This window comes from uncultured Veillonella sp. (genome assembly GCF_963551295.1).
Lineage (GTDB): Bacteria > Bacillota > Negativicutes > Veillonellales > Veillonellaceae > Veillonella.
The window spans coordinates 17904-30742 of the sequence record NZ_CAUVFT010000025.1; the positions used below are offsets into that span (position 1 = coordinate 17904).

Genomic DNA, 12839 nt, shown 5'->3' on the forward strand with positions numbered 1-12839 from the left:
TCATGAGTTCCATGAAAGTTCGTTTTGCTCCAAGCCCTACGGGTCCATTCCATATTGGTGGTGCTCGTTCTGCTTTGTTTAACTGGTTATTAGCACGTAAGGAAAAAGGCACATTTGTGTTGCGCATTGAAGATACGGATTTAACTCGTTCTACACGTGAAAGTGAAGAGAATATTAAGGCTTCCTTACAATGGCTTGGCATGAACTGGGATGAAGGCATTGATGTAGGTGGTAATAATGGTCCTTACCGTCAAACAGAACGTCTTGATTTATATAAAAAAGTAACACAACGCTTATTGGATGAAGGTAAAGCTTATGAGTGTTATTGCACCCCTGAAGAGTTAGATGCGGTGCGTCAAAATCAAATGGAGCGTGGGGAAACACCGAAATACAACGGTCATTGTGAACACTTAGATGAAGAGACAAAGGCTAAATACATTGCAGAAGGTCGTAAACCTACAATTCGTTTGCGTGTACCGTTGAATAAAACATATGCTTTTGATGATATGGTACGTGGGCATGTATCCTTTGAATCTAATGGTGTTGGTGATTTTGTAATTGTAAAATCTGATGGCATTCCTGTATATAATTTTGCCGTAGTAATGGACGATCATATGATGGGGATTACTCACGTTATTCGTGCAGAAGAACATCTATCCAATACACCTCGACAAATGGCCATATATGAAGCTCTTGGCTGGGAAGTTCCTAAGTTTGGTCATATTTCCTTAATTCTTGGTAAAGACTACAAGAAAATGTCTAAACGTCATGGTGCTACTTCTGTTGAACAATACAAACAATTAGGTTATTTGCCAGAAGCACTTGTAAACTTCTTGGCACTTCTTGGTTGGGCTCCTGAAGGTGAAGAAGAATTCTTCACACAAGATGAATTGATTCAGGCTTTCTCTATGGATCGGGTAGCGAAAAATCCTGCTGTATTTGATATTGATAAGTTAAACCATATAAATTTCCACTACATGAAGAATTTGAGTGATGAAGAGTTATTCCACCTTTGTTTACCACATTTGAAAGAGGTTGGTTTAGCTCCAGATAGCTTGAATCAAGTTGATATCGATTGGTTGACATTGTTATGCTCTACATTCCGTGATCATATTAGCTATGGTGCTCAAATTAAAGATCATGTAGGTTTGTTTATGGGCGAAACAGTATTCCTTGAAGAGGGGCATGAAGAGGAGTTGCGTGCTGTATTGAAGGAAGAAACAGCCCCAACAGTTCTCGGCGCTTTCCGGAATGCATTGGCTGAACTTGATGAAATTACACCTGAAGTTGTAAAAGCAACAATCAAGGCGGTAATGAAAGAAACCTCTTTAAAAGGTAAATTCGTATTTATGCCAATTCGTGTAGCTTTAACAGGTCAAATGCATGGTCCAGATTTGAATAATATTGTCACATTACTTGGTAAAGAAAAGTGCTTACATCGTTTAGATAATGTAGGTGCATTAACAAAATAAATTTTATCAATTAATCAAAGGAGTTCACGTAACAGGTGTTATGTGAACTCTTTTTGTATATGTTGTTAATATTCTATAGAAATGCTATAATAATCGGCGTATTAAATTTTGATTTATTATGAAAGCGAGTGTTTTTATGAGTGTTATTCGTTCTATTAATCACTTATTCAATAGTTATCTATCATGGATAGTACTATTGATGGCTGTTTTAGCATATATGCTACCTGCAGTATTTTCTTGGATGACTCCTTATATTGCTTACATGCTACAGTTTGTTATGTTTGCGATGGGGTTAACATTAACAGCTCAAGTCTTTATTGATGTATTTAAGCAACCAATGAAGGTTATTCTTGTATCCGTAATCCAATTCTTATGGATGCCATTAGCAGGTTTCTTAGTAGCCTTAGCATTTAATTTTCCACCAGAAGTTGGGATTGGTTTTATCTTGTTAGGTGCATGTCCTGGAGGTACTGCTTCTAATGTAATGACCTTCCTTGCAAATGGTAATGTTCCTTTATCCGTATCAGCAACGACTGTATCTACATTATTGGCACCTATTTTAACGCCTTTATTTGTCGTATTATATGCAGGTGCAACATCTTCTATTGAAATTCAATTTATGCCAATGTTTATATCTATTGTAAAAATTGTGTTGGTACCAATTATTTTAGGAATTGTATTGAATTACTTTATTGGCGCAAAAATTGAACCTGTAAAATCTGTATGTCCAACAATTGCAGCTATCGCAGTATTGCTTATTTTGGCAGCTGTAACTGCAGTTAACCAGAAGCAAATTGCCGAAACTGGTTTCATTATCTTTGTAGCATGTTTAGTACAAAATTTGAGTGGTTATGTTGTGACATACTTGGTATGTAAAGCCCTCAGTATTGATGTGTCATCTCGTCGTGCTATGCAAATCGAAGTGGCTATGCAAAACTCTGCATTATCCGTATCTTTAGCGCTTAAACACTTTACACCACAAGCTGCGGTAGCAGGTGCAGTATTTTCCATTATTCATAACTTTACGGGTTCTATCTTTGCGGGGATTTGCCGTAAACATGATGATCAAGAAAAGTTAGAAAACGCATAATATTAATCCTCATCATTTCTAATTAAGTTGGCTAAAATACGCATGTATGATAGACTAATAGATACATTTGAAAGATGAGGATTTTTCTTATAATTATTGACATTCTATAGCATTATTGGTAGAATAATTTTATATATAAATATAGATTATATAATAATAGCTGAGACTGAAAGAAGTACTCTACAACTAACTTTTTAGCGAGAACCGATGGTGGGAGGGTTCATGGATAGGTAGATGAAATGCATTCACGAGCTGACACTCCGATTATAGGTAGGTTTGTCCGGTGACGCGCCGTTATGCGATGAGAGGGTACCACTGTTGGTGCCTAACAGAGTGGAACCGCGGACCATCGTCTCTGTATGAGATGAGAGGTCTTTTTTATTTTACAAAAATGGAGGCATCGGTAACGATGAGAGAAATTACTGTTTATAATACTATGACGCGCCAAAAAGAGGTATTCAATCCTGTAACACCAGGCGAGGCTAAAATGTATGTGTGTGGTGTTACACCATATAATCATCCTCATATTGGCAATGCACGTCCTTTCGTAACTTGGGACGTAATTCGTCGCTATATGAAACATGTAGGCTATAAAGTAACATATGTACAAAACTTTACTGATGTGGATGATAAAATCATCAACACATCTAATGGTGAAGGTGTATCTTGGGACACCATTGCAAACCGTTATATTGATAGCTATTTTGAAGTAATGGATGCGCTTGGTGTACAACGTGCAGACATTTATCCACGTGTATCTACACATATTGATGATATCATTGCTATGATTCAAACATTGATTGACAAGGGCTATGCCTATGAACTTGATGGCGATGTATATTATAGTGTAGAGAAATTTGAACATTATGGTGAGTTATCTGGTCGTACATTAGACGATATGGAAGCAGGCGCACGTATCGAAGTAGATGGTCGTAAGAAGAATCCTATGGACTTTGCTTTGTGGAAAGCAGCAAAACCTGGTGAACCTTATTGGGAAAGCCCATGGGGGAATGGTCGTCCAGGTTGGCACATTGAATGTTCTGCTATGAGCCAAAAATATTTAGGTACAGAATTTGACTTCCATGGCGGTGGTAGTGATTTGATTTTCCCACATCACGAAAATGAAATTGCTCAATCAGAAGGTTGCTCTGGTCAACATCCAGCAGTGCGCTACTGGTTGCATAATGGTTTTATCACTATTAATTCTGAAAAAATGTCTAAGTCCTTGAATAATTTCTTTTTGGTAAAAGATATTTTAGAACAATATAGTCCTGATGCATTGCGTTACTTCTTATTGAGCACGCATTACCGTAGCCCATTAGATTTCTCTGATGAGCGTTTAGAAGAAGCTAATAAATCTTTGGAACGGTTAAGCACAGCTATTGAAAATCTTCTTTATCTTGAAAAATGTGAACCAGGTGCATGTGATGAAGCTCAACGTTTATTAGAAAAAGCGAAAGAATACGAAGAAGAATTTGAGGTTGCCATGAGCGATGACTTCAACACGGCTTTAGCAACATCTAGCATGTTTGGTCTCGCAAAGGAAATAAATATTTATTATCAAGCAGTAACAAGTAGAGAAGGCGTTGTTTGCCAAGAGGCAATTGCTGAAGTAAAACGCATTTTCAAATTTATGACAGATGTTATTGGCGTTCTCGAAAAAGCTTGGGAAGGCAACACGGGCGCCAATGCTGCTGAATACGAAGAATTAATGCAAGTTATTCTTTCTGTACGTCAAGCTTGTCGCGAACAAAAACAATGGGCATTAGCTGATTGTATCCGCGATCGATTAGCTGAGATTGGTATTACCATTGAGGACTCTCCTCAAGGTGCACGGTGGAAAAAACGTGAAGTTTAAACAATTTCAATTCTTAAAGAATGAAGCGATAAAGAAACTAACGGCTCTTGAAGAAGAGCCGCTTCGTTTGCGCAAACGAACAATAGAGGAGTGCTTAAGTGCTGATGCAGTTATGCTAGCATATATCGGTGATGCAGTATACTCCATGTATGTGCGTGAACGCGTGGTGCAAATGAATATCACAAAGGTACAGATATTGCATACAATTGTTACTGAATTTATTTGTGCTAAATCACAGGCGAAAGTATTGTTAGAAATAGAAGATACTTTTACAGAAGAAGAACAAGCTATTGCACGCCGTGCTAGAAATAGTAATGTAAATGTGCCTAAAAGTAGTACTGTTCAAGAATATCGCAGTAGTACGGCCTTTGAAGCAGTACTAGGATTTCTTTACGAAACGCGCCAAGAGGAGCGCTTACAGCATATTATGGGGCAAGCCTTTTCTATAACTCTACGAGGTATGTAGTATGGATAATTATATTGTAGGTCGCAATGCGGTTAAAGAAGCTCTTAAAAGTGGTCGTTCTATTCAACGTATTTTGGTCAGCGAAGATAAGGTAAAAACAGGGCTAGCTGATATTGTAGGTCTTGCTAAATCTCAAGGGATTGAAGTTAGACCAACACCAGTTAAGCAGATGAATAAGTACGATTTTGAGGTACCACATCAAGGGGTTATAGCTCTTGTATCGGCCGTTCAATTTAAAGAATTGGGAGAGGTATTACAAGAAACAACACATGAGGTTCCTTTACTCATCTTAACGGATGGTGTTGAAGACCCACATAATATGGGAGCCATCATTCGTACTGCTGAATGTGTGGGAGCGACGGCTGTACTTATTCCTAAACGACATAATGCGCCTATTAATGCTACTGTTGCAAAGACATCTGCAGGTGCTATTGAACAAATTCCACTTGTACAAATTGGCAATGTAGCGCAAACCATTAAACAACTTCAAAAACAAGGGTTTTGGGTAATGGGGGCTCATATGGAAGGCGATCGTACCTTGTATGAAGCTGATATGACAATTCCTACGGTTATCGTCATTGGTAATGAAGGTAAGGGGATTAGTCGCGTTGTAAAAGAAGCTTGTGATTTCCTTGTAACAATTCCTATGTATGGAAATTTGAATTCTTTGAATGCATCTGTTGCAGCTGCAGTTCTTATGTATGAGGCGGTACGTCAACGCCAAGCGAAATAACTATGCTGAAAGATATCTTAATTGTAGACGGATACAATGTAATTTTTGCATGGACTCATTTGAAGAAGCTGGCTCATGAGTCCTTAGAGCATGCGAGAATGGAACTTCGAGATAGATTGTTAAATTATGGGAAATTCAAGGGCTATGAAGTAATCCTTGTGTTTGACGGTAAATATACAAAATCTGGAGGCTCTATTGAATCCATTACAAATGGATTCATTGAAGTGTATACTGAGGATGGAGAAACGGCGGATTCCTTTATTGAACGAGAGGTATTTTTACGTAAAGGCAAATATACTAATGTATATGTTGTAACCTCTGATGGAGCAGAACAAAATCAAATTCTAGGCTCTGGAGGGTTGCGTATTCCTGCTCGTGAGTTGCAAAATATGATTCGTATTGCTAAGGAAGAGGAGCGATTACAATACGCTCATGAACATAGACGTGATCAATTTTCAGTGCGTCGTAATGAAGTGGGAGGTTTATTATCTCCTGAAGTGGCTGAAAAGCTTGAGAAATTGCGTCGAGGTCATTGATAGTTGAAAATCATATACTGTTCCAGTATAATGAATATATTGGTTTTTCTCGCTCAATTGTAAGGAGGAGCTTATGAAAATGATTCATACACGCAAGTCCGATTACAATTTCAAGGAAATGACCGATGAGCAAGTTGTGGTCATAGCTCAGGAAGAGCAAAATGAGTTTGCAATCGATTATATTGTTAATAAATATAAGAACTTTGTTCGAGCTAAGGCTCGCTCCTATTTTTTGGTAGGTGCCGATCGAGAGGATATCATCCAAGAAGGGATGATTGGACTCTATAAGGCGACGCGAGATTTTAAACATGATAAATTAGCGTCTTTTAGAGCCTTTGCGGAACTTTGTATAACTAGACAAATTATTACAGCCATTAAATCGGCTACAAGACAAAAACATGCGCCTTTGAACTCCTATATATCCTTAAATAAACCGGTGTATACAGAGGACTCTGAGCGTACATTGATTGAAATGCTATCTTCAACAAAGATTACAAATCCTGAAGACCTCATTATCAGTCAAGAGGAATTAGATGATATTGAGCGCAATATTGGCCATATTTTAAGTGATCTCGAATGGGAAGTCTTGGAAGGATACCTTGATGGACGTTCCTATCAAGAAATGGCTGAGGTCACAGATCGTAGTATTAAATCTATTGATAATGCGCTACAAAGGGTAAAACGTAAATTAGAGAAGTATTTAGAACATCGTGTATTGGGCTCGCATAGAGCATCACAGGAAGGATGACAGTCGTGACAAATTTCTTAATGATTGTAGAAGTAATCGTATCTATTTTATTAATTGTAGTAGTTGTTGCACAAAATAGCAAAAACGCAGGCATGGGCGGTGCTGTTTCTGGTGCAGCAGATTCTTCTTTTGGTGGTAAGCAACGCGGTTTAGATGCTTTCTTATCTAAATGTACGATTATATTGGGGATTATCTTTGCTGTGTTGAGCTTAGTGTTAGGGGCAATGATTAATCAATTCTAATGATGAAAGCCTGCATTGCAGGCTTTTTATTTTTTAATCCTAATAAGGGGGTGCAGACTTGAAGAAGAAGGTATTGGACTTTTATAAATCTATACAACCACATGCATACCATATTGAGGATGCAGCAATGGATTATCGTATTCGAGGTGGCAAAGATCTTGAAATGTTTATTCGATCTGCAAAAATGCTCGCCCGTGAAGGCGTATTAAGTTCATCTCGACCAGATGTATATCGGTATGAAGATCAACAGCATGAAGAATATGAAGGTATCTACAAAGGATATCGTAAATCTTATGGATTTGTCATCATGCTGGATGATGAAGATATTTATGTAGCAGAACAAAATAAAGGAACTGCTATGCATAATGATAAGGTACGTGTTCGCATTGTACCATCAGATTATACTAAGCATAAACGTGAAGGCATCATCGTTGATGTTATTGAGCGTGCCAACGAAACTATTGTGGGTACCTACGATAGACAACAAAATTTTGGCTTTGTTGTACCTGATGATGAACGCATTGGTACTGATGTTTTTGTGGACTTAAAAAATACTTTAGATGCTCGTAGTGGCGCTAAAGTTTTAGTAAAAATTACAAAATGGCCTGAAGGCGACAAAAAGCCTGAAGGGATTATTACAGAAATTCTAGGTTATAAGGGGGATGTAGGCCTAGATATTAACTGTATTATGGCTAACCATAAGATTCCTTTTGCCTTCCCTGAAGAGGTTATTAAGGCTAGTAAGAAGATAGATACTGTTATCCATGAGGATCCAAAACGATGGGACCTTAGAGACTTACAAATGGTAACTATTGACGGAGAAGATGCAAAAGATCTTGATGACGCTGTAAGTGGTCGCAAATTACCAAATGGTAATTACGAACTAGGTGTACATATTGCGGACGTTAGTCATTATGTCACTTCTGGTCAGCCTATTGATAATGAAGCGTATAAGCGTGGTACTTCTGTTTATTTGGTGGACCGAGTGGTACCAATGTTGCCAGAGGTATTATCGAATGGTATTTGTAGCTTAAATGCACATGAGGACCGCTATGCTATGACGTGTATGATGGAGATTGATGATTCGGGTACAGTTGTTAATTATCGTATTCGTCCATCTATTATCCACGTAGGACGTCGCTGCAGTTATAAGGAAGTTTATAAAGCGCTTGAAGAAAATATTATTCCTGACGATTTAGTAGATTTTATACCTATGCTTCGCGATTTAGCAGAGATTTCAAAGATTTTAAATCGGATGCGTCGTCGTAGAGGGGCATTAGACTTTGATTTTCCTGAGTATAAGGTATTACTTGATCTCGACGGTACACCGTTGCGTATTGTAAAACGCGATCGAACTATGGCAGAGCGTCTTATCGAAGAATGTATGCTCATTGCTAATGAAACGGTAGCAACACATTTGAAAGATACTGAACGTACATCGGTATATCGTATTCATGAAAATCCAAGTGAAGAGAAATTGGATTTATTCCAAAAGGTATTAAATTATTTAGGTCAAAATCTCGTCCTCAGTGCTGATGGCGTAACGCCACGAGATTTCCAAAAAATTCTTGATGTGGTGAAGGGACAAGATATAGAGCAAGTGGCTCAAATTATGACCTTACGCTCCATGCAGCAAGCAAAATATAGCATTGAAAATGTTGGCCATTTTGGCTTAGCGTCTACATGCTATACGCATTTCACATCTCCCATTAGACGTTATCCGGACTTGATGGTGCATCGTCTTTTAAAAGCGGATATGCATTGGAAAGGTGGATACTCTAAACGAGATGTAGATGAAGCCTTCTTGGCAGGTGCTGTGGAACATTCTTCCATACAAGAACAAGTAGCAACCGAAGCGGAACGTGAAACTACAGATCTTAAGAAGACTCAATACATGGTTCCCTTTGTAGGCGAAGTTTTTGAAGGTACTATTGCGAGCATAACATCCTTTGGAATGTTTGTAGAATTAGAGAATGGTATTGACGGTCTCGTGCATATTAGCATGATGAACGATGATTACTATTTCTTTGATGAAGAACACTTTGTCCTTGTTGGTAAGCGTACAGGTAAAACATATCACTTAGGTGAAAAGGTTACTGTTACACTTGTAAAAGCCGATGTAGAAAAGAAACAAATCGATTTTGTCCTTGGTGAAGTAGATAACCTGATGGCTATCCAAGAACAATTGAATAGTGGTTCTGATTATTCTAATAGTCGTGATGGTTTTGGCAGTTCTAGGGATCGTAAATCATCCCGAAAAAGCGGTAGAAAATCGTCTAGACGAGATGATTCAAAAACTGGACATTCTAGATATGATGCTTTCAGCAAAAAATCTAAAAAAGGCAAATCGAGTCGCAAGAAGTCGAATAAAGCTACAAAACGTAGTCAATCCAAAAAATCTAAAAGTAAACGTAAACGATAGAGGGAAATATGGCAAAGAAAACTAGCCCATCGCTTATTGCTGATAATCGTAAGGCGCGTCATGATTTTCATATTCATGAAACCTATGAAGCTGGCATTGCTTTAACAGGAACAGAAATAAAATCTATCCGCCAAGGTAAGCTTAATCTTAAAGATAGCTTTTGTCGTATAGATAAAGGGGAGCTCTTGTTGTATGGCGTTCATATTAGCCCATATGAACAAGGAAATCGCTTTAACCATGAACCAGAGCGGACACGTAAGTTATTAATGCATAAATCTGAAATCAATAAGTTACTTGCCCAAGTTAAGGAGAAGGGGTTTTCTTTAGTACCACTTAACTTTCATTTCAGTCACGGTTATGTCAAGGTTACTGTAGGTCTAGTAACTGGTAAGAAATTATATGATAAGCGTCAAGATATGGCAGAACGTGATGCTAAGCGCGATATTGCTAAGCGAATAAAAGAACAGCAAAAATATTAAATTATAAAGAGGAATCAAGTTAATAGGACATGATTCCTCTTTTGTTTATTTATTAGATACTGTGAGGGGGGCTTTTAATAAATCTTATTATATATTTGTTAACTAGATAAAAAATATAAGTTGATAAAAATACAAGGAGAATTTATAATGTAAACAATAAGAGATGTTTGTAGTTGACATTTTCTAGGTAGAGGAGATACATTATGAATCAGAATATTCGGTACATTACAGAAGTTGCTATCTTAACGGCTATGATTACAGTATTAGGGGCAATTAAAATACCTAATATTATTCCTGGCATAGAGTTTCAACTGTCTGCGCCGTTAGCGGTAGCTATATGTGCGGTATTTGGATTCAAAAAGTATATTATTAGTGGATGTTTATCTAGTTTGATTGGATTAGCATTAGGAACACAATCTATTCTTAATGTTATGATTGCCATGCAATTCCGTCTCATCGTAGGTCTTATTCTTTGGATGTGTCAAAACCATATGATTGGTATCATGATTTCTGGTCCAATTGCATCTGCTTTAGCGCGATTATCTTTGTCTTTATATGTTGGTAAGGCGGCATTACCTATGATAGCTCTCGCAGTTCCAGGTATGATCTTTACAGTAATTATGGCACCAGTATTTGTGAAAGTATTCCATAAAATTCACAACCAAGTACCTCAAAGTAATGTAGTTAAAGGTAAGGTATCATAATATGGATGAATTATATAGTGTGCGTATGCGCGCAGCTCAAGGTGGTCCCCATGAAAACGGGGGCCACCATATTTCTGGTGCAGAACGCATGGTGCCCTTAAATCAAGTTGGATTTATAGCCCAGTCTTTAGTCGAACGAGCTTTGCATCACAGTAAAGGGACTGCTGATTTTATTAATATTACAGTGGACTTAATTCCGTCGGAAACAATTACATATATAGATTGTTTAAAAGTAAAAGAACATACGGCAAATACAGTTACTGAAGCACATCAATTAGCTGTAAAACTTTTACAGGGGACTGATATTAGTGAGTCAGCTATTAGAAATTCTATTTTTTTATTAAAAAGGCTAGTTTCATCTATGCGGGGAGCTATGTTAGTTGACGCAATTTCTGGTGAGCGCCTGGATGCAGGTAATCGTGGTGTTCGCGTAAGTCATATGGACTCCTTTGATTCTGATAAACTAGGAGATAATGAACATATGAGAGAGGCCTTAGTATTGGCATCTAAGGTGCAATCTTCAGAAGGGATTGTAGGCGAATTATGTTGGTCTGATGATCCAGATTACACAATAGGCTACGTCGCTTGTGAAGGTGTTTACCATCGCATCCCTAATATGAAGGAAATGGGCTCTAATTTAGGGGGACGTGTATTCTTTGTTAAGCCGAATGTTGATTTGGAAGGTGTAATTGAGTACTTGGAAAAAGCACCAGTACTTGTTAAGTGGTGATCGTATGTATAAATTCTTCCAAGAACAATTAGATAGTAAAATAAATAACCATAATTTGCGTACTCTAATGGAATACTGCCCTATAGATGCAGTACGAGTTAAAAAAGATGATAAAGAATATTTGATGATGGCGTCAAATAATTATTTAGGTCTTACCTTTGATCAACGTGTAATAAATGAAGCCGTTAAATGGGCTCAACAATATGGTACTGGTTCAGGCGGTTCCCGTCTTGTATCTGGTACATTTCCCTTGTTTACAAAACTTGAAAAGGAACTAGCAAAATTTAAGAATACAGAAAAGGCTCTCGTGTTTAATACTGGATACATGGCAAATGTAGGTACTATTTCTGCTATAGCAGATAAAAATACGATTATCTTTAGCGATGAATTAAATCATGCTAGTATTATTGATGGCTGTAGATTGAGTAAGGCTACTATAAAAGCCTACAGTCACTGTGATGTAGAGGAATTAAAGTTTTTACTTAAACAAGTAGATCGTAATGCACGTAAGCTCATTGTCACAGACGGCGTTTTTAGCATGGACGGTGACATAGCCCCATTAGATAGGCTCTACGAGCTCAGCCGTGAGTATCATGCTTTACTTATGGTAGACGATGCTCATGCGACGGGAACTATTGGCAACGGACATGGCACGGCTGCTTATTATGGCCTTGAAAAAGACGTGGATATTCAGCTAGGTACGTTGAGCAAATCTCTAGGAGCTGTTGGCGGCTATGTGGCTGCTAATAGTACTATCATCGATTATCTAGTGAATATGAGTCGCAGTTTTATATTCTCTACGGCATTGTCTCCAGCCGATATAGGTGCCGCTTTGGCCGCATTACAAATCATAGAGTCTGATTCATCCGTATTAAGGCGACTACAAGACAATGTGAACTATATGGCAGATTGCTTAAATTCTATGGGAATATATGCCACGAATGAAACTCCAATTTTTCCAATACTTATCGGTAGCAATGAGGATACTCTAGCGGTATCAAATCATTTATACAACGCTGGAATTATAGGTACGGCGATACGGCCACCTACAGTTCCTGTTGGTGAAAGTCGAATTCGTCTAACCGTTACAGCTGCACATAATAGAGAACAAATTGATTATGTGTGCCAGACATTAAGTAAAGCTATCAAAGAATTGAATTGTGAAGGTTCTATATAATTGACAGCAGTATTAAATGGGCTTATAATTATTAAACCGACGGACGGGGATGTAAAGGTTTCGACAGGGGTGCGTGTGGTATAGATAGCGAGTCGGCGTTCCATGAGGCCGTTAAACGGTGGGAAAACATTTAAACGCAGAAGAAAATTTTGCATTAGCTGCATAAGCTACGTCCCTCATAC

General features: G+C 37.9%; 13 protein-coding genes and 1 other annotated feature. All 13 genes read left to right on the top strand.

What is annotated here, in order from left to right:
* Positions 1-2 precede the first annotated feature (2 nt).
* The 13 genes from gltX to bioF all read left to right on the top strand — a co-directional run bounded on the left by gltX (position 3) and on the right by bioF (position 12657).
* On the top strand, positions 3-1472 hold the full coding sequence (gene gltX / locus RYO55_RS07465) for a glutamate--tRNA ligase (RefSeq protein WP_295815278.1): 1470 nt from the start codon (positions 3-5) through the stop codon (positions 1470-1472).
* A 136-nt stretch (positions 1473-1608) separates the two neighbouring features.
* On the top strand, positions 1609-2562 hold the full coding sequence (locus RYO55_RS07470) for a bile acid:sodium symporter family protein (protein WP_233189875.1): 954 nt from the start codon (positions 1609-1611) through the stop codon (positions 2560-2562).
* A 153-nt stretch (positions 2563-2715) separates the two neighbouring features.
* Positions 2716-2922 (top strand) — a binding site (T-box leader).
* A 49-nt stretch (positions 2923-2971) separates the two neighbouring features.
* On the top strand, positions 2972-4420 hold the full coding sequence (gene cysS / locus RYO55_RS07475) for a cysteine--tRNA ligase (RefSeq protein ID WP_295815284.1): 1449 nt from the start codon (positions 2972-2974) through the stop codon (positions 4418-4420).
* Positions 4410-4886: a Mini-ribonuclease 3 gene (locus tag RYO55_RS07480; RefSeq protein WP_295815285.1), complete on the top strand. Its 477-nt coding sequence runs from the start codon at positions 4410-4412 to the stop codon at positions 4884-4886. Before cysS ends, RYO55_RS07480 begins: the two co-directional genes overlap by 11 nt.
* A 1-nt stretch (position 4887) precedes the next feature.
* On the top strand, positions 4888-5619 hold the full coding sequence (gene rlmB / locus RYO55_RS07485) for a 23S rRNA (guanosine(2251)-2'-O)-methyltransferase RlmB (RefSeq protein WP_314984885.1): 732 nt from the start codon (positions 4888-4890) through the stop codon (positions 5617-5619).
* Positions 5620-5621: 2 nt separating this feature from the next.
* Entirely contained in the window at positions 5622-6155 is a 534-nt protein-coding gene (locus RYO55_RS07490) for an NYN domain-containing protein (RefSeq protein ID WP_302498053.1), read from the top strand.
* Between the two features lie 73 nt (positions 6156-6228).
* Positions 6229-6903, top strand: coding sequence for an RNA polymerase sporulation sigma factor SigH (sigH, locus tag RYO55_RS07495; protein ID WP_215675600.1), 675 nt, complete (start codon positions 6229-6231; stop codon positions 6901-6903).
* Positions 6904-6908: 5 nt separating this feature from the next.
* Positions 6909-7145: a preprotein translocase subunit SecG gene (gene secG, locus RYO55_RS07500; protein WP_004695991.1), complete on the top strand. Its 237-nt coding sequence runs from the start codon at positions 6909-6911 to the stop codon at positions 7143-7145.
* Positions 7146-7203: 58 nt separating this feature from the next.
* The gene (gene rnr, locus RYO55_RS07505; protein ID WP_314984887.1) at positions 7204-9567 is read left to right on the top strand and encodes a ribonuclease R; all 2364 of its coding nucleotides are present in this window, start codon (positions 7204-7206) and stop codon (positions 9565-9567) included.
* Positions 9568-9575: 8 nt separating this feature from the next.
* The gene (smpB, locus tag RYO55_RS07510) at positions 9576-10046 is read left to right on the top strand and encodes an SsrA-binding protein SmpB (RefSeq protein WP_308520958.1); all 471 of its coding nucleotides are present in this window, start codon (positions 9576-9578) and stop codon (positions 10044-10046) included.
* 203 nt (positions 10047-10249) lie between these two features.
* The gene (locus RYO55_RS07515) at positions 10250-10750 is read left to right on the top strand and encodes a hypothetical protein (protein ID WP_314984888.1); all 501 of its coding nucleotides are present in this window, start codon (positions 10250-10252) and stop codon (positions 10748-10750) included.
* A gap of 1 nt (position 10751) precedes the next feature.
* Complete coding sequence (locus RYO55_RS07520) at positions 10752-11480, top strand: 6-carboxyhexanoate--CoA ligase (RefSeq protein ID WP_314984890.1); 729 nt, start codon at positions 10752-10754, stop codon at positions 11478-11480.
* A 4-nt stretch (positions 11481-11484) separates the two neighbouring features.
* Complete coding sequence (bioF, locus tag RYO55_RS07525) at positions 11485-12657, top strand: 8-amino-7-oxononanoate synthase (protein ID WP_314984892.1); 1173 nt, start codon at positions 11485-11487, stop codon at positions 12655-12657.
* Positions 12658-12839: the final 182 nt, after the last annotated feature.

Excerpts from the sequence above, each read along its gene's own strand:
- RYO55_RS07515 (WP_314984888.1), top strand. The coding sequence starts at position 10,250 with ATGAATCAGAATATTCGGTACATTACAGAAGTTGCTATCTTAACGGCT.
- RYO55_RS07520 (WP_314984890.1), top strand. The coding sequence starts at position 10,752 with ATGGATGAATTATATAGTGTGCGTATGCGCGCAGCTCAAGGTGGTCCC.
- cysS (WP_295815284.1), top strand. The coding sequence starts at position 2,972 with ATGAGAGAAATTACTGTTTATAATACTATGACGCGCCAAAAAGAGGTA.
- gltX (WP_295815278.1), top strand. The coding sequence starts at position 3 with ATGAGTTCCATGAAAGTTCGTTTTGCTCCAAGCCCTACGGGTCCATTC.
- smpB (WP_308520958.1), top strand. The coding sequence starts at position 9,576 with ATGGCAAAGAAAACTAGCCCATCGCTTATTGCTGATAATCGTAAGGCG.
- bioF (WP_314984892.1), top strand. The coding sequence starts at position 11,485 with ATGTATAAATTCTTCCAAGAACAATTAGATAGTAAAATAAATAACCAT.
- RYO55_RS07490 (WP_302498053.1), top strand. The coding sequence starts at position 5,622 with ATGCTGAAAGATATCTTAATTGTAGACGGATACAATGTAATTTTTGCA.
- sigH (WP_215675600.1), top strand. The coding sequence starts at position 6,229 with ATGAAAATGATTCATACACGCAAGTCCGATTACAATTTCAAGGAAATG.
- rlmB (WP_314984885.1), top strand. The coding sequence starts at position 4,888 with ATGGATAATTATATTGTAGGTCGCAATGCGGTTAAAGAAGCTCTTAAA.
- RYO55_RS07470 (WP_233189875.1), top strand. The coding sequence starts at position 1,609 with ATGAGTGTTATTCGTTCTATTAATCACTTATTCAATAGTTATCTATCA.